Source organism: Kocuria sp. CPCC 205235 (assembly GCF_040980905.1).
Taxonomy (GTDB): domain Bacteria; phylum Actinomycetota; class Actinomycetes; order Actinomycetales; family Micrococcaceae; genus Kocuria; species Kocuria carniphila.
In genome coordinates this window covers 92,800-109,756 of sequence record NZ_JAVKPR010000011.1, presented here as the reverse complement: position 1 = coordinate 109,756, position 16,957 = coordinate 92,800, and the positions used below count along the sequence as shown (strand labels likewise).

Sequence of the window (16,957 nt, the reverse complement as noted above, 5' to 3'; positions counted from 1 at the left end):
TGGCGAGGCCTCCGAGGCCAAGATCAAGGAAGCCTCCGACGCCATCGCCCGCCTCGTACGCTCCTGACCACAAAAGCCACCCCGCCCTCAGCGCCAGGTTCCCCCAACACACCGCAGATCCTTGAGGGTTCGGGGCGAGGCGGGGTGCGCACGCCGGGCGTACGCCCACGCAGAGTGCACTCGGTCACCGCACCGAGTGGAGCACACTCGAGACATTAGATTAGGGCGGTTGCCCGAAAAGGAACCCCAACTGCACCACATCTGCTGTGGGCCTAGGGGTTGCTGCGCTCCTGAATGTGCTGCGCATCTGCCGGAACCTACCGGGGTGCTTCCGAGCCTGCCGGGGGCGGTCGATCCACCACCCCGAGGGCAGGCGAAGCGCCCGGTGGATACCGCGGTGTGGGAGGCTGGCCGGCGTGCATACCCAACCCGGCTACGACGAACTGGCCGAACAGTACGAGTTGACCTTCCCGGACCCGTTCCAGACACCCCTGGAACGGCATGCGGTCGCCGCCTTCGCTGACATGGTCCGGGAGCACCATGACGAGGGCACCGTGGTGGACATCGGGTGCGGGACCGGACACGTCACCGCCGAACTCGCCCACCGCAGTCTAGACGTCGTAGGGGTCGATCCGTCAGAAGCCATGCTGGGCATCGCCCGGCGGTCCCACCCCGAGGTGGTGTTCCGGCGCGGTGCGGCAAACCTGAACGACTCGGCGGAGTCGACCGACGACCTGGTTCCGTTGCGGGGTGTGCTGGCGCGCTTCAGCCTGATCCACGTCGCTCCTCACCTGATCGCTGGCGTGCTCACATCCTGGGCGCAGCGCATGCCGGCTGGCGGCGTGGTGCTCCTGGCCTTCCAGAGCATTAAGAGCGACGAACAGCCGGTCGTGCCGTTCGATCACGCGGTGGCACCGGCTTGGCGATGGCACCCCGAGGAGATGAGCGTACGGCTCGCTCGAGCCGGCTTCGACGAGGTTTGGCGCACGATGAGTCGGCCCGACCCGCTGCACCGCTTCCCGGAGTGCCACCTGGCCGCCGTACTCCGCCCCTGATAGCAATCCCAACCGCACGCCACAACCCCAGTAGCTGATCGAGTTCTCAGCGGTCCCAGACAATCTTTAGGGTGCTGGAGAAAGCCCCCGACGCGGATTCGCTGGACGCCTCGGAATCGGCAGGTTTTTCTCCCGATGGCCACACCCGAACCGCTCGATACGTGAACCCGTCCTGCTCAGCCTGTTCCCACTCCAGCTCCACTGCCTGCCCCGGCACCAGTGACTTGAATCCGCGAACAGCGACATGACTGAAGTGAGCCCAACACCCCCCAGGGGTTTGCTCGGAGTCAACAACTCCCCACCCAGCGTCGTCGAACCAAGACCGCACCACACCGGAAACACTCATTTAACGAGACTACGACCTCACCTGAAAACGCTTAGGACCAACCCCTAATGGGGCGAGCCGCAGGGTAGAATGGGGGCATGTCAGCAGGATTCGACTGGGTGCCCGACCCCGGCCGGGGTGAGTGGCTGCGCCTGATGGAGGCCGAGCCGCTGGGCAGCGTCCTGTCGGTGGTGCCCAGCGGTTTCGAGGCCTACGCGCGCTTGTTCCATCCGGTTGAGCGCGACCGGCCACGGGCAACGAAGACCTGGCAGGGCCTGGACCAGGCGATGTACTTTGCCGATGTTCCCGACCTCGAGGCCGCCCTGGAAACCGAGCGGGCCACCTGGGCGCAGGCCGCGGCGTCCTTCGGGACGACCATGCACGCCCAGGCCCAGTACGCACGACTCGTCCGGGCCGACTACGGTGCGGTCGACGGCACGATCGCCCCCGACGGCTGGCGGTACAGCGACACCACCGAGGGTCGCCTCGACACCGCCTCCCTGGCGGCGGCCGCGGCCGTGCTGGCCCGGCACACCAGCACCCCGGATACCGGGATCGCCGCGATCTGGGAGGGCTGGGGCGGACTGGTCAGTTCGGCCGGAGCCGCCCGTCTCGTGCTCCTGCCCAGCGACGCGTGGCCGGCCCCCGACACCGACGAGGACACGAGGCGCGTCACCATCCCCTTGCTGCGCGACCGGCTGGCTGCGGCCCTGCGGCAGAGACTCACCGGTGCGCACGTGTCGCTGACGGCCCGCTTCCGGGGTGCCCATCACGACCCGGCACCCGGCACAGGGGTGCTGGCTGCGGAGATCGCCGCCGGTCCGCGGTTCGCACTGCACGGGAACAGCGGGCGGAGCTACTTCCTGTTCGAGGCCGGAGCCCACGACTTCGCCGACCCCACCTGGCCGGCCCGCGCGCCCTGGGTCGAGGAGCCCCTGTGGGCGCACTCCCCCAGCATCCTGTGGCCCGAGGACCACGCCTGGGTGCTGGCCACCGAGATCGACTTCGACTCCACCCTCGTGGCCGGCACCACCGCACTGATACGCGAACTCATACGAACCCCTGGCTTGGAGGTACTGCCCTTGCGCACCGACGCCGACCTCACCTGGGACGGCGATGCGATTAACCGACCCCAGTGACGTCGTAGCCCTCATGCCGCACCAACGCCTCCCGCATGCCGGCCTCCAGCGGGCCCGGATGCGCCCACGCGGAGCTCAGGCAACCAGAGGTGGTTGTCATGCCCGTTTACCCCGCGCGATGAAGAGCCCGCTCAGGTGCCTCAAACGCATCACGGTGTCCACAGACAACGACGGTCTCAGATGGCCGTCGCCTGCGGGAGCTCCCGGATCCGCCGGTAGAGGGTGGCGCGGGACATGCCGAGATCGCGGGCGACTTGGGTGGCCGGCTCTCCGCCCTCGATGAGCCGCAGCGCGTTGCGGATCTGGGAGTCGGTGAAGGTCTGGCGCCGACCACCGAGGTCCTTGCCGGCAGCCCGGCGCTTGGCCACCGAGTCGGTGATCCGTTCCCGCTTGATCTCCAGTTCCATCTGAGCCAGGGCGGCCATGACGGTGAAGACCATGGAGCCCATCGGGGTGGCGGTGTCCACGTCTCCCCCACCGAGGTTGAGCACCCGCAGCCCGGCGCCCCTCCCTCGCAGTGCTTCGGCGAAGGTCAGCATGTTCTGCGTGGAGCGGCCCAACCGGTCCAACGTGGTGACCACCAGCGTGTCACCCTCTTCGAGCGCAGCCACGGCACGATCGAACTGCGGGCGGGACGCGCGCCCTCCAGACACTCCATGGTCGATGTAAATGTCATCGCGCCGAACCCCGGCACCCAGGAGGTCAGACACTTGACGGTCTGCTTCTTGCTGGCGCGTCGACACTCGCGCATACCCGATCCGCTTCCCCACGTCCACCCCATCTGTCTCGCAACCAACGTTGAGTATCCGATTCTAGGGGCATAGATAAAGCACAAGGATGCGAGACACCCTGAACCGCGGAAACATGCGGGCGCAAATTTCTCGGACGAGACGTCTCGCATCCCTTGGGATGCGAGACAGATATCACGCCCAATCTCGTGCCGAGGGCTTTGGATATCGTCCGGACGGCAGGGATTCAGGTACGAAGGGAGCAGCCTGGCCAGTCTGCTATTGAAGCAGGTGGTTGGTAGGGAGCAGTGCATCAGAAGGTCGACCGCCGGACTGTCGGTCTATGGTCGCGCCCGAGTCTCGCAGTGCGCCAATGACCCTTGGCGAGGGATGTGCACTCGAGGCCGATCCGCTAGCAACCTCATAAAGCTATCATCAAAAATTATGAGATAGTAGTCAAACTCATAATTCTGAGGAGCTAGACTATGACTTCCCCGATCGACTGGCCGTCCGTAAGCCATGAGAAGCGCACGTGGATCCCGAGCGCACATGCTGCATGGGGTGTAGGTCCGGAACGAGCCATCGTAGGATCCCAATACCTATCTGCGGTCGTCCCACTTATCGCAGATCGCATCCCATCACCGAGTCCCGATGTCCGCGAGGTGGCAGAGGAGGCCGAGCGCGAACTTGCTCGCTTCGATGCCGAGCTTGGGAAACGAGTTGCAGCCTTCGCTCCTGTGCTGTTGCGCTCGGAGGCAGCATCGTCGTCGCAAATTGAGAATCTTACGGCGTCGGCACGGGCAATTTTCAGCGCTGAGCTGGGTGTAAAGAAGAGTCGGAATGCTGAGGAAATTGCGGCTAATACGCAAGCTATGAGGGCTGCTCTTGACCTAGCACGAGACCTCTCAGAGGAGTCCATCAGGAAGCTGCACGCCGTACTTATGGCTCAACAGCCCCGTCATACACCAGGGCAGTGGCGAGATGAACCCGTCTGGATCGGGGTGCGCTCAGATACTCCCGTTGGAGCTTCGTATGTCGCGCCTCACCAAGAGTATATAGCGAAACTTATGGACGATCTCGTGGGTTTTGTAAACAACACAGCAGTGCCAGCGCTAACGTCTGTTGCTGTCGGGCATGCTCAGTTCGAAACCATTCACCCCTTCAGTGACGGCAACGGGCGAACAGGTCGAGCTCTAGCGCAGTCGATGCTACGTCATAGGGGAGTGACTCGGAACGTAGCTGTGCCTGTCTCTGCAGGACTCCTTGCCGACGTAGACGGATATCACTCGGCGCTTACGGCTTATCGAAGTGGCGACGTAGACCCAATAACTCTCCTGTTTGCGGACGCGTCACTGCGTGCTGTCCGCAATGCTCGTAAACTCGTGGAGGACATCGATCGCATACGAGAAAGCTGGAATCATCGTCTCAACGCACGGCGAAACTCCAACGCGTGGAAGCTTCTAGATGTCCTCGCTCAACGCCCGGTACTCAACAGTGCCGCCGCTGCTTCAGAACTCGGAGTGCAGCAACCGAATGTATACCCACCACTTCGGGCACTTGTAGAAGCAGGTATCGCAAAATCGAAGGCCGAGCACAAGCTGGGACCATTTTGGCGTAGTGACGAGGTGCTTGCGGCGATCGACGCATTTGCCGAACGGGCTGGTCGACGCTCAGCGACCTAAGGTTGAGGCCATAAAAGTGTTGGGCCAATCACTGTCACTGTGGTCATCAGGCCAGGGGCCCATGTGGTGTCTCTGGCAAAACTCACCGGATCTCTCACTGTGGAGAGCGCAGCGTCAGAGACGTGAATGTTGTGAGACATTGCGGGTCAGTGTCGCAGTGACGTGTGATGCCTCGCCATGGGCCTTGTGCGGGCTGGCACTCCACCTCCTGCGCTGGTCCGGTAACCCTGGTTGGCGTTGGTGGACGGAATCTTGGTACCGGCCTGCGGCCGCCGGTGGGATGGGTTGGGACGATGTGTGCGGGCGACGGAGGAGGCGAGGGTATGGATGCTGCATTCTGTATCTCACCTCAGGCGGGCGCGGGTTGGCTTCGGAAATAGGGGCCACGCGTCGTCGTTGCACTGGCCGTTCTTGTCTTCCCTTCAACGTCATGCAGGCCTCGTTTCTCATCGACACGGCACCCATGGTGGCGGTGGCCGACCGGGTGCGACCGGACCAGGGTAAGACGTATGAAGAGGAGCTGGATGGTGGCGCTCACCCGTATAGTCCGCTGTCCACGACCCGGTCGAAGATCTGCACTGTCACTGGCCGCCCCTCTTCCTCGGGGGAGCACTTGTAGTGGGCCGTCGCCCGCTCGTCGGCCACGCAGTACAGGTAGTCCAGCGACAAACGCACGGCGCTGTAGTAAGCGACCCCGGCCACCAAGGCTGCGGCGGTTACCGGGAGGAAGTATCGGGTGAGGAACTTCAAAATGCTGAAGTACCACCGGAAGGACAGTACGTATTCGAGCCCCAAGGCGAGCCCGGAGCACGCCCGGTGGAACAGTCGTAAGGACCAAGGCGTGTCGGGGTCCGCTGGCACGGGGTCAAGGTGATCGCTAATCACGCCCGTGAAAAACTTCGATACTAGCCAGATAAAGGGAAGACTTAGCGCCAGGCCGCCCAGCACGCCGAGCAGTATGGCCGCAGTGTAGGAGAGCACCCCCACCTGTACGAGTAAACTTTCGTAGGTATCCCAGTCGATCTCGGACCGTTCATTATCATTGAATATCATTAGGCTCCCCCTGCATGGTCGATAATGTCCTCACGGATGCGCTGGTTGGTCCCGCCACCTGCAGGCGTTCACCGGGTTCGGGACTGACGCACCGATCGGTCAACGTCCCCTGTTCGTGTGGCAGTTCATTTTTTTTCAAGGAGGGGCATGACGCGGCGCCCTGCAGATCCGGAGTTGCCGGACACGCGAATTTCCTTGACGGTCTCAGCACTTCTTGGGCCACCAGGACGAAAGCTTCTTCAAGTGCTTCCCGACGGCCGTTGTGTAGGCGGCCTCGTATGTCTTGAGGCTGCCAAGATCAACTTGCGATGACGGAATGATCATGGCCGCGTCTTCGGCGATGGCCGGCTGCTGCCAGGCCTCTTTCATTGCGACGCCGGCGGAGGCGCGCACCTGTTCAATGAGGGCGTCGTATGCCCGTCCAACGTCATCGGACTCGGCACGCGTCCACGCCAAGTAGTAGTTGAGGTGTTCCTGGGTCTGGCGTATCTGCTCGGAAATCCGGACTCGCTCTTCCCCTGGCTTTTCGATGTTGCGGCGGCGGATTACGTAGGGGTATTCCTTGTACTCCGCATAAGCGGCAAATGCTTCTGCGAAAACTGTTCGCACCCTGGATCGTTCTTCTTCCCGACTTTTCCGCCAGGCCAGAAGGGTGTTGATGGTGCCGGTGAGGATTGCAGCCAGCACGGCGCTGGTCAGCAGTATCGGGAGAGTTATTGCGTCCATGTAGCTGTCCTTTCTCTGTGCGGAAGTGGCATCAGTTGTCGAGGTGTCCGACTTCGTCACCGGGCCAATCGCCGGTCTGGCGGTACCACTGCTCCTTGATGAGGTGAGCGGCGATATGGCCGAGCAGAGCGGATGGTCCGTTGCTGGGGCGCCAGCGTGCTTCGGGCGGGTCGTAGGGGAACCACATGCACAGGCTGTCGTCGCTGTATCGGTGCGGTGACTCGGTCGGGCCGTCGACGAACACTCGGGGCACTTCCGGGGAGCCGGGAGAGAAGTGGATCTCGATGCGGCGCGTGGGGACTCCCGTGGGGGTGATGCTGGTGGACAGCGCGAAGCCTCCCCGGTATGCGCGGCGCGGTTTTATGGCCTTGACACCGGGGTTGTCGAGTCCGAACTCGTAGAGGAACCGGATGCGATTGGCGGGGGTGGCGAACCAGGGTGGGTGGCGCCAAGTGCTGCGTGCCGTCACCGGTTTCCGCCGTAGGACCGGGTCGGCGGGATCGTTGCCTCCACCCCGCTCAACCCGAGAGCGGCCGTTGTGACAGGCTTCCGGCTGGACATGAATCCGGCGGCGGCCGCGAGACCTTCGGAGGCCGGGGCCTCGATGTACTTCCAGAAGATCTTCGCCAGCGCGGCACGGACCTTCTGCTCGTCGCCCTCGTTGGACATCGCTTCTGCTACCGCGTCGGCGGCCTTCCGCAGCCGGGGGCGAACCTTGTCGGCGGGCAGCAACAGCTTGAGGTTCGCCGAGACTCCCGCAGGGTCGGGCGTGGCCTGACGGGATTCGAGGCGGTTGGCGGCACCTTCAAAGAGGGCGTGCAGGCCGGCTGGGATTCCCATGCCGGGCTCCATGAACTCATACGCCCAGACCGACAGCATGAACGAGGAGACCCCGGGGGTGGCGTACTGCTTATTCCATGCCTTGGCCAGCCGGATGACCTTGCGCCGGGTGGACCGGAAGGAGGCCGTTCCGGAATTAAGGAGTGCCACGTGGGCTTCGGGGTCGGAGGGTTCCCACATGTTCTTGGTGAGGTTCGGGATCCACAGCCCGTTGCCCTCCTTCCTGGTGAGGGCGACGACGAGATCGACGGTGGGGTTCTGGTCGTTGACGGGCTCGGCGAAGGTGACCATGGGGCCGCGCTTGGAGGTGTTGATCCTCGCCTTCGGGTAGGTCTCGCGGATGATCGGCCCGATGAGCGTTTAGAGGTCTTCGACGACTTCGAGAGGGGACTCGTTGTCTCCTTCAGGCCCCAGCCGCGGATAGCACCGGCGGTCTAGGACTAGTCCGCCGTCACCGTCACTCACCGGGCCGTTCATGGTGTGTACGGCAAGGGAGCCGCTCTGGTAGGTGCGCAGCGCTCCGTAGAAGGAGCTCCCTGCGTCCCGTACCAGCGCCAGTCGTGTGCGTGCCTCGGTCAGTGCGTCATGGTCGGCGTCGATGTCTGCCCTGATCTCGGCCAGGACGTCTGCTGTGGTTCCCACTGGGGGCTCCCGTCTCTCGTTCGTGAGGGCGGGAGGTTTCCCGTCTCATCCGTGTCTGACGGGACAACGCCGGCCGTGTCCGGTAGGTCAGGACGCGCAGTCGGAGCAAGTTTCGGAGTCGCCGTCGAACTGGGACGGGTGTTTGACGAGGAAGCACCGCAGACATTGCCGTTCGGCGGCTCTCGTGCATCCGCAGTGGCTTCGGGGGCAGCGGGGCTCGCCACAGGAGGGACACGTGAATTTGACGACGAAATTGGTTCCACATGTCTCGCAGTCATCCCATTTGCCAGCAGGAGATGCTGCTGCGGTGGCCTCTTGGGGAGGCGAGTGAGGCTTCCAGGAGGCGCCGTACTCGACCATCACCGCGAACAGAAGTCCGTCGCACCAGGCGATCTGGCCGTAGAGCCGGTTCGACGTGTGGCCCGTGGAGTAGTGGATTTGCGCGTCATCGCGCCCGATGATGCGGTCCGTCGGAGGTCCGGTTAGCGCCGCCGCGACCAGTGGGTTTGCGGACTGGTCCGAGCCGCGTGCAGGAGGGTAGACCGTGCCTCGGGCGGCGGCGAAGCTCACGGCTCCTTCCGCGTCGAAGACGGCGACGACACCTGGTGTCTTGAGCTCGGCGACAAGGCGAACGCAGATCGCGGCGCGGGAGGCCTGGGATCGATGGAACAAGTCCAGGGCGCTCTCGGCGGTCGGACCGCCTGGTGGCACGGCTTGGCTGACAAGCGCCGGCGGAAGGAGCACCCTGGCGGCAAAAGCGTCGCAAGCGGCGTCCTCAAAGGCCTCGGAGTCCTCGGCCTCCATGAGGGTGGTTCCGAGACCGAGGTCGGTGCTCTGGATGTGATGCCCGAGTTCGTGCAACAGGGTGAATCGTTGGCGGCGCAACGACATGGATTCTGCGACCACGAGCGTCGGGGGCGTGGTTTGCCAGAGATACCCTCCGGCAACTGAGCATCCGCGGCGGGCGTTGCCGGAGACGTTGCTCTCTTCGGGGACCGGGGCTATTTGTACCTCTGGCCAGGAGGTGATCTCCGAGAAGGCGTCGCTGGCCAACCGCGGAGCAGCTCCGGGCCAGCACTGGTCGAGGGCGGCAAACATGCCCTCGACCTGTTGGGGGGTCCCCTCGAACAGCTTCGGCACAACTACTCCTCTGGGTTGGTGCTCTCACTGAGGCGGCCCAGTGCGATGGTCCGCAATCGCTGTCTCCAGACATTTCTGCCCTCGCCGTGCTGGCGCGCTGCAAGTGCGAAGGTTTGGCGGGCGACGCTATGCCGTGCGTCGGCTTCGTCGGTTTTGCCCGATTGCGCTTCCGTGCGGACGAGGTGTCGCCAGCGGGGCTGCTCAAGTTCAAGAAGCAGATCGCTGGGCAGGGGTTCGGCCACCGCACTAATGGCATCGGGGGTAGAGCCGACGTGCGCGGCCAGTTGCTGAATCTCTTCGGCTGAAAGTTCTTGGCGGCCTCGGATGATGTTCATGGCCTGGCGCTGGGGAACGTCGAGCGCCTCCATCACCTGCGTCAGCGTGAAAGACGGCTTCTCATGGTCTGTTCCTGCCTTTTCCACTTCAGAAGACAGGGGTTCGAGGACTTCCATCCACTGGTCAAGTAGGTCTTCCATCTCGGCCCGCTTCTCAGCACTAGGCGATGTGTCTCCGTAATTGCCGTGCCCGGGGCGGGTGCCAGCAGATTGCCCGGTGGCGTCAGTCATATCGGCGATCGTCCCGGGGGATACGGGTATGTCTGCGAGAACCTCACCGAGGGGGCGCTCCAGGGTGCGAATCGGGATCTCCCTCGTGAGCCCGAGCCAAACGGTCATCGGCAATCCAAGCTCATTGGTTGATGCGTCGAGGACGACCGACTCCTGGTCCTCCAGTCCGGGTTCGATCGTTACAGGCGCGACGACGACGGTCCGCGGGTTAAATGGCTCCCGGAGCGTGAGGAGCAAGATGGTGGCACCTGCCCATCGAGCTGCCCAAAGACGGTTGCTTCGCACCTCGTACTCGGCAGAGTCAACGTCTGAAGCCTTAGGTGCTCCGGAACGCAGAACGAGTGGCGCTACGTTCGTCTTCGCTAGTTCCAGCAGTCGTGCCCGTGCTGCGCTGGGTGTCATATTCATGGGTTCTGTCCTCCATCTTGGAGTGACGGGACAAGTTTTGAGGCGTCCATGATCGACGGTTCCTGGGGTCGGCGTTCCGCTGCGCAGAGAGCAATAACCCGGCGCAGGACCTCAGGAGTGGTCACCTCATCGCCCGCGATCTCGATGAGCTTCGACTTCAGGGCGCGAATCCGAACGGCAGTCGCGCTGCGTCCGAGACCAAGCGTTTGCGCTGCGGCTTTGGAGTCGTCGAGGACAAGCACAAGCTCACGCTCTTCCACGGACAGGCGATCAAAAGCTCCTCTGGCCAGCGAGTCGAGAAGTTGGTGCTCTTCCTGCTGCACCATCTCGCCAAGCGGAGAGAGTTCCGGTGCCGGAACTGCTTCTGCATCCACGTCCTCGTCGGTGGAGACGGTAGACGGGTCCAACACGTGAGGAAACCGATGCGCGAGAACTGCGACGAGGGTGCTGATGTGCAGACTTCCTTGTGCTGCGAGAAAAAGCTCGCTGAGCAACGCTTCAAGCTCGCCTGGTTTCCCAAGCTGCGCGCGCCGCTTCCCTCCCGGCGGTTCGGGGTAGAACGTCACGTGAACCCGTCGCGCGACCGTGGTCAGTGCGGCCACATCATTGCGCCCCGCATCCGAGGGCCCCTCGGCGAGACCCCAATGATGTTCAGCTGGAGCACGCTCGAAGTGTGAATCACGCGCCAGCCGCTTCTCCAAGCGGTCCCGTAGCGCCCCTATAGCTGTGCTCGTGTGGAGATCGATCAGCCAATTACGCACCCACCGACGAAACATGCGTCCCAGAGCGTCATTGTCTTCTGCCTCGAGCAGTGCTGCAGCCGTAAGCGCCTTACCGCGGGCCGCGAAAAAATCGGAAACGTAGTCCTCGTGCGTCGACACTGGGTCCGAGGTCAGCGCGGGAAACCGGCGAAGTTCTTCGCGAGTGAGCTTCACCAGAAGTTCGAACGTAAGGCCGCCAAAGTGCCCAAGCGCACGGAGCTCATCGACCACATCGGTTTTTCCTGTGACTGCCACGTCGGCCTCAACTCCTCACTCATACCAGCTGGTGACCAGGCCGAGGAGTGACAGTTCCTCGTTCCGTTCAGGTCATCCGTGGAGATCCCAGTTGAGGTGATCTCCATGTCCTATGCTGGCACTTCAACTGCCATTCGTGCTATTCGAATAGACGACACAGCCTAGCCAGCACTGAACCTAGGAATCCTCATGTCGTCCACGTTTGTTCAGATACGCCCGGAGGAGAGGCGCCTCGCAAGCAAATGGTCTTATAGCTCATGGGTTATGAGGCGGCCGGGGTGTGTGACACCGCGAGTGTGACTTTTGACGCCGACTGCATGCAACTGGCCTTGGGCCTCGGCCTGGACACACCAGTGGATATCAGCGGAAGGGAAGCTCACTTCGCTCCACGGGCACGGTGCCCATGCCGGCGTCGATGAGGCACTGAGTGACCGTTGCGACGGTCTCTTCGCTGGCCCGAGGCCCGACCAAGATCTCTGCAATGGGTAGGGGTTGGCGTTCTGCGGTCGCTGGCGTGGCCTGTAGCGGCAAGCCCTTCCAGGGCACAATCGTCTTTTGCGCATTGGCTGGCATCACCTGCAACTCCACGCCAGCGGAAAGACTGACACATCTGGTCTCCTTTTCGTGGCGAAAGCCAGAGTGCTTAACGTTCAGCGCCGTCAGGATGTTGAAGACCATGAAGCTTGTCAGGTTCATGTCCATGCCCTGTCGGATCGAGTCGTCCATCTCCGTGACGAACCGGGCTGCGGTCAACTGCTTCTGTCGCTCGGTGTAGACAACCTTGAGCCACTGCATGCCCAACAGCTCTGCCTGTCCGTCATGCCGTGGCCGGTCGTCGACGTCGGTGACCAGTTCGATTCCCAGATCCAACCCGATGGACACACCTTCAGGGCCGGTGGCATAGGAGTTCCATTGGTAGGGGCTGTCCCGTTCCCGAGCAGCGCACAGAATGTTGACATGCTCGAAGTAATCTGGGTACCCCTCGAACGGCCCAGCCTGCTCCAGGAGTTCGCGCGTCCCGTCCGCAAATGAGTTTTCACGGCCATGGTGCTCCCATGCCTGCCGCAGGAACTCGATCCCGTGGCGGAACTCCGTACGATCATTGGTCGCCCGCCAGCTGGTAGCCCACAACTGCTGGCTCTGGATGATACTGCGCAATGCGGACAGGGAGGTGTAGTGCCAGCCTCGGCCGCTTTGGACGGTCAAGGGTGGGCGGTCCACAGGGTGGATCGTCCGGTGCACGGTGGTGCTCATCCCGGTAAGAGTGTCCAGGACCAGAGGCACATCAAAGTTAAGGTGGTTCATCATCTCGATTTTCAAGAGCAGAGGTGTCGCTTCCCCAGTCGTGTGTACAGGCTATTCACAACCGCCCACAGGGGCTCATATGGTTCCTGCGAGGCAGCAGGCTGAGTCGGGTGCAGGCATCGCGCCGGCACCTGCCCTAGTGTGACAGAGGGGCGCCCTAGGATAGTGGGATGACCGAAGCTGTGGCTCTTGATGTACTGCGTGACGGGGACACCGTCGATCTCCGCAAAGCCCGAGGTGCGTTTTTCACCCCGGGTGCGATCGTGGACTTCATCACCCAGTGGGCCATCGACGAGACCACCGAGGCGGTCCTGGAGCCGGCCGCCGGTGAGGCCGCGTTCCTGCTCTCCGCCGCCACCCGCGCCCAGGCGGTGGGTAAGGCGGTGGAGCTAGTCGGGGTGGAGCTGCACGAGTCCTCGGCCACTTTCGCCGGAGAGTTCCTGGCCGATCACGGGGTGCAGGCCCATCTGGAGGTCTCGGACTTCTTCGAAGTGCCGGCTTCCCCGCGCTTTGATGCGGTGATCGGCAATCCCCCCTACATCCGCTACCAGGCCCACGCCGGGGCCTCCCGGGCCGCCTCCCGAGCCGCAGCCGCAGCCGCCGGGGTTCAGCTGTCCGAGCTCGCCTCCTCCTGGGCTGCGTTCGTGGCCCACTCCACCGCGTTCCTGCGCGAGGGCGGGAAGCTGGGGCTGGTGCTGCCGGCGGAGCTGCTCTCAACCAACTATGCCGCCCCGGTCCGGTCCTTCCTGATGGAGAACTTCGCCAAGGTGGACTTGGTGCTGTTCTCCGAACGGGTCTTCCCCACGGTCCAGGAAGAGGTCGTGCTGCTGCTGGCCAGCGGCTGGGCCCAGGGCCCCACCGACCGGTTCCAGCTCTTCCACGCGCACAACGCCGCGGATTTGGCCCACCTCGGGACCCCGGCCACCTGGGTGCCGACCAGCACCGGGGAGAAGTGGACGGCCGCGATGGTCTCCCCCATCGCCAGCGCCCTGTTCCACACCGTAGCCGACTCCCCCGCCTTCACCGAGCTACGGATGTGGGGCAAGACCAGCCTCGGAGCGGTCACCGGCGGGAACCGGTACTTCACCATGACCGCCGAGGAGGTCACCGAGCTCGGCCTGGGACGCGAGGAGGTGGTGCGGATCTCCCCACCGGGCTCCAGCCACCTGCGCCAACTGGCCCTGACCCCGGCCCGGTTAAAGAAACTCACCCAGAACGGCTCGGCCACCTACCTGTTCCGCCCCGGGATCAACCCGTCGGCGGCGGCGAAGGTGAAGATCGCCGCCGGGGAGGCCGCCAGGGTGGATCAGGCCTATAAGTGCCGGGCCCGCACCCCGTGGTGGCGCACCCCCCTGCTGGAGGCCCCGGACCTGTTTTTGACTTAGAGGTTCCGCCGATAGGCGTGGAACGGCTGTGGCATGAGACAGGCACGAGGCCTGGTAGACACGGATTTGTCGAGAATCATCATGTCTGTCAGGAGCACTCGTGCCTGCTGTTCCATCGTGCATCATCGAGCCCATCTGGGACCAGTTCCAGGTGTTGATCCCTGCTGTGGCGGACGAGCATCCGTTGGGTTGCCACCGGCCACGCATCCCGGACCGGGTGGTGTTCGACAAGCTGGTGCAGGTCCTCGTCCTCGGGGCCGCCTACGAGAAGGTCGCCGACACCATCTGCTCGGCCACCACCATCAGACGCCGACGCGATGAGTGGATCGCCGCGGAGATCTTCACCGCCCTTGAACAGTTCTGCCTTCACGCCTACGACAAGATGGTCGGACTCGAGCTGGGGAACTTGGCGGTGGACGGGTGTATCACCAAGGCCCCGTGCGGTGGCGAGGCCGCCGGGAGATCCCCGGTGGACCGCGGGAAACAGGGAACCAAACGCTCGGTGCTCGTCGAGGGCACCGGGATCCCGCTGGGAACGGTGGTCGCACCGGCCAATCGCCACGACTCCCCGCTGCTGCGCCCGACCCTGGAGACGCTGTCCCGGTTTGGCTTCGATCTGCCGGAGCGGATCACGGTGCACCTGGACGCCGGCTACGACTCGAGGGCCACCCGTGAGCTGCTCGAGGAGCTGGGCTGCGAAGGCGAGATCGTCACCAAGGGCATCCCGGCCCCGATCCAGAACACTGCCCGCTGGGTGGTGGAACGCACCAACTCCTGGCACAACAGAGGGTTCCAGAAGCTGGCGATCTGCACCGAGAAACGCACCCGGGTGATCGAGGCGTTCATCGGACTGGCCAACGCCATCATCATCACCCGGCGGCTGATCCGCGAGGCCTGGACCCGCCACCGTTGGGACACTCGACCGGCCCGACGACCCTGACCTACCGGCGGAACCTCTAAGAAGTAACCCGCCTCGCCCCAGGATGACGAAAGCCCGCCGAGTCGTATGCACACGACTCGGCGGGCTTTTTCACGGAGAGATTTCCCGCTACAGGCTACGGAACTCCGCGACGATCTCCGCCGCGGGCCGTGCCTGACAGGCCCCAAATCCCGAACCCGCCCACAGGTTCAAACCTTCCGGATTATCCGCCGACGCCGCTCGCAACGGTGCCGTCATGTAGTGCACTTGCGGGTACCCGACCACTTGATTCGCGGCCATGCGTTCAGTGAACCGGTTGCTCAGTGCTCGCGCCGCACGACCCGAGAACGCCCGGGTCACCACGGTGTCCCGGTACTGGCCGTTGACCAGCGCGTCCTTGTGCGCGTCCTTGGTGCCGGCTTCATCGGCGGTGAGGAACAGGGTTCCCACTTGAACTGCGGAAGCGCCTGCTCCGAGAAGGTTCTGCGCGATCTCCGGGCTGGTCACTCCCCCGGCCGCGATCACGTGCCTGTCCGTGTACTCACGCGCCAGACTCACCAGTTCGTGGGTACTGCTTTCGGACGGTTCCTTGGCTTGTCCATGAGTGGCCCGGTGTCCGCCCGCCTCAGCTCCCTGAACGACGATCGCGTCCGGATGCAGGGCATCGGCAGCGCTGATCTCCTCAGGATCCGTTGCGTTGAGGACTATCTCGGTGCCCACGGACCGCAAGCGAGCGACGTCGTCGGCGGTGGGCAGACCGAACGTGAACGAAACGAGCGGGACCGGGTTGGCCACGAGGTAATCAACCTTGGCGGGGTACTGATCATCGTTGAACGGGCCTGGCTCGGGCGCCTCGATGCCCAGCTCAGCGGCCATGGGGGCGAGCGCGGTGGCGTACGCGTCGAGTGCCTCGGGATCAGAGGGGTCCGCTTCGGGGACGAACAGGTTCACGCCAAAGTTCAGTGTGCCAGCGCGGACGTCGTCGATCTCGGCGGCCATCGCCTCGACCGTCTTGTAACCGGCGGCGAGCATGCCCAGCCCGCCGGCCTGAGACACCGCCACCGCGAGCGCCGCGTTGGACGGCCCACCCGCCATGGGAGCCTGGATGAGCGGGAGGCAGAGGGTGTCGAGCATGGTGGTCACGGTGTCTCCCTATGATGGTCGGGTGTCTGAATCCAACCCTGCCACCGACCGTTCTCGTACGCCATCAGTTACTTCCGACGACGCCGCACCCGGCCTTACCGCTGATCGTCCCGTCATCAAGGTGACCGGGGTGGTGCTGCGCCGCGCGAACGGCGACGTGCTGACCGTGCGCAAGCGCAACACCGGGATGTTCATGTTCCCCGGTGGAAAACCCGAGGTCGGCGAGACTCCCCTCGACACAGCTATCCGTGAGGTGGAAGAGGAACTGGGCCTAAAGCTGGCCCCAGAGGACCTGGTTCCCGTGGGCGAATGGATGACCGATGCCGCGAACGAACCCGGCCACGGCCTGCACAGTCACGTGTTCAGGGGACTCACTCTTCTGACCAAGGCCCCCGTACCGGCACGTGAAATCGCCGAACTGCGCTGGCAGCCGGTCAACGGAGTGGAGGATGTCGAGGATCTCGCTCCCCTGGCTCGCTGGTATGCGATTCCGGCAGTCCGAGAGCTTTAGTAGTCCGGAAGGACTTTCCTACGTCACGGGGCGAAGAGCGCGCCTCGTCCATGAGTGCGTTGGGTTCAAGCTGGGCCGTTGGACGGCGAGTGACTCGTTAGTGTCATCTCGGCGCGGTCCCGCCTTGCCCTGAAGTAGGTCATCAAGCCGATCGTCGTGACAACGACGAGAGTGATGAACCAGTTGCCCCAGTCCGCTCCTCCTGACCACCACAACCCGACCAGGGACAGCAACGCAACGATCCCCTGGACGACGAAGGTCATCAGAAGGATGTAGACCAGCAGCTTGGGGACGGTCGAGGGCGACCCACCAATGGGTAACTCGGAACCGTCGGAATCCGGGTCAAGACGGCCTTGCGCCTTGAGAGACATAAT

General features: G+C 63.7%; 18 protein-coding genes. 6 read left to right on the top strand and 12 right to left on the bottom strand.

What is annotated here, in order from left to right; translation table 11 throughout:
- The first annotated feature begins 416 nt into the window (after window positions 1–416).
- Entirely contained in the window at window positions 417–1,055 is a 639-nt protein-coding gene (locus RF638_RS09645; protein ID WP_368841910.1) for a trans-aconitate 2-methyltransferase, read from the top strand.
- Window positions 1,056–1,478: 423 nt separating this feature from the next.
- Window positions 1,479–2,519, top strand: coding sequence for a hypothetical protein (locus RF638_RS09640; protein WP_368841909.1), 1,041 nt, complete (start codon window positions 1,479–1,481; stop codon window positions 2,517–2,519).
- A gap of 176 nt (window positions 2,520–2,695) precedes the next feature.
- Here RF638_RS09640 and RF638_RS09635 read toward each other — a convergent pair whose 3' ends face one another.
- Window positions 2,696–3,289, bottom strand: coding sequence for a recombinase family protein (locus RF638_RS09635; protein ID WP_368841908.1), 594 nt, complete (start codon window positions 3,287–3,289; stop codon window positions 2,696–2,698).
- Window positions 3,290–3,732: 443 nt separating this feature from the next.
- Here RF638_RS09635 and RF638_RS09630 point away from each other — a divergent pair, with 443 nt between their 5' ends.
- Complete coding sequence (locus RF638_RS09630; protein WP_368841907.1) at window positions 3,733–4,929, top strand: Fic family protein; 1,197 nt, start codon at window positions 3,733–3,735, stop codon at window positions 4,927–4,929.
- A gap of 534 nt (window positions 4,930–5,463) precedes the next feature.
- Here the strand turns inward: RF638_RS09630 and RF638_RS09625 are convergent.
- The 9 genes from RF638_RS09625 to RF638_RS09585 form a co-directional block, all read right to left on the bottom strand.
- Window positions 5,464–5,982, bottom strand: coding sequence for a hypothetical protein (locus tag RF638_RS09625; protein ID WP_368841906.1), 519 nt, complete (start codon window positions 5,980–5,982; stop codon window positions 5,464–5,466).
- Between the two features lie 204 nt (window positions 5,983–6,186).
- Window positions 6,187–6,708: a hypothetical protein gene (locus RF638_RS09620; protein WP_368841904.1), complete on the bottom strand. Its 522-nt coding sequence runs from the start codon at window positions 6,706–6,708 to the stop codon at window positions 6,187–6,189.
- Between the two features lie 31 nt (window positions 6,709–6,739).
- Complete coding sequence (locus tag RF638_RS09615) at window positions 6,740–7,177, bottom strand: hypothetical protein (RefSeq protein WP_368841903.1); 438 nt, start codon at window positions 7,175–7,177, stop codon at window positions 6,740–6,742.
- The gene (locus RF638_RS09610) at window positions 7,174–7,839 is read right to left on the bottom strand and encodes a hypothetical protein (RefSeq protein WP_368841901.1); all 666 of its coding nucleotides are present in this window, start codon (window positions 7,837–7,839) and stop codon (window positions 7,174–7,176) included. Before RF638_RS09610 ends, RF638_RS09615 begins: the two co-directional genes overlap by 4 nt.
- A 69-nt stretch (window positions 7,840–7,908) precedes the next feature.
- Window positions 7,909–8,190 (bottom strand): hypothetical protein, encoded by a 282-nt coding sequence (locus RF638_RS09605; RefSeq protein ID WP_368841900.1) that lies wholly within the window; start codon window positions 8,188–8,190, stop codon window positions 7,909–7,911.
- A gap of 87 nt (window positions 8,191–8,277) precedes the next feature.
- Window positions 8,278–9,330, bottom strand: a complete 1,053-nt coding sequence (locus tag RF638_RS09600; RefSeq protein WP_058954330.1) for an ImmA/IrrE family metallo-endopeptidase — start codon at window positions 9,328–9,330, stop codon at window positions 8,278–8,280.
- Between the two features lie 2 nt (window positions 9,331–9,332).
- Entirely contained in the window at window positions 9,333–10,133 is an 801-nt protein-coding gene (locus RF638_RS09595) for a hypothetical protein (RefSeq protein WP_368841899.1), read from the bottom strand.
- Between the two features lie 167 nt (window positions 10,134–10,300).
- Window positions 10,301–11,320, bottom strand: coding sequence for a hypothetical protein (locus RF638_RS09590; protein WP_368841898.1), 1,020 nt, complete (start codon window positions 11,318–11,320; stop codon window positions 10,301–10,303).
- A 360-nt stretch (window positions 11,321–11,680) separates the two neighbouring features.
- Window positions 11,681–12,574 (bottom strand): DUF2971 domain-containing protein, encoded by an 894-nt coding sequence (locus tag RF638_RS09585; RefSeq protein WP_368841897.1) that lies wholly within the window; start codon window positions 12,572–12,574, stop codon window positions 11,681–11,683.
- A 221-nt stretch (window positions 12,575–12,795) separates the two neighbouring features.
- On the opposite strand from RF638_RS09585, the gene RF638_RS09580 reads away from it, so the two are divergent.
- The gene (locus RF638_RS09580; protein WP_368841896.1) at window positions 12,796–14,010 is read left to right on the top strand and encodes a class I SAM-dependent DNA methyltransferase; all 1,215 of its coding nucleotides are present in this window, start codon (window positions 12,796–12,798) and stop codon (window positions 14,008–14,010) included.
- A gap of 100 nt (window positions 14,011–14,110) precedes the next feature.
- On the top strand, window positions 14,111–14,950 hold the full coding sequence (locus RF638_RS09575) for an IS5 family transposase (RefSeq protein WP_368841895.1): 840 nt from the start codon (window positions 14,111–14,113) through the stop codon (window positions 14,948–14,950).
- A gap of 108 nt (window positions 14,951–15,058) precedes the next feature.
- Here RF638_RS09575 and RF638_RS09570 read toward each other — a convergent pair whose 3' ends face one another.
- Window positions 15,059–16,063 carry a nitronate monooxygenase gene (locus RF638_RS09570; RefSeq protein WP_368841916.1) on the bottom strand — a complete coding sequence of 335 codons (1,005 nt, stop codon included), beginning with the start codon at window positions 16,061–16,063 and terminating at the stop codon, window positions 15,059–15,061.
- Window position 16,064: 1 nt separating this feature from the next.
- Between RF638_RS09570 and RF638_RS09565 the strand changes: the two genes are divergently transcribed.
- Window positions 16,065–16,583, top strand: a complete 519-nt coding sequence (locus tag RF638_RS09565; RefSeq protein ID WP_368841915.1) for an NUDIX domain-containing protein — start codon at window positions 16,065–16,067, stop codon at window positions 16,581–16,583.
- A gap of 65 nt (window positions 16,584–16,648) precedes the next feature.
- Here RF638_RS09565 and RF638_RS09560 read toward each other — a convergent pair whose 3' ends face one another.
- Window positions 16,649–16,954, bottom strand: a complete 306-nt coding sequence (locus RF638_RS09560; RefSeq protein WP_368841894.1) for a hypothetical protein — start codon at window positions 16,952–16,954, stop codon at window positions 16,649–16,651.
- Window positions 16,955–16,957 lie beyond the last annotated feature (3 nt).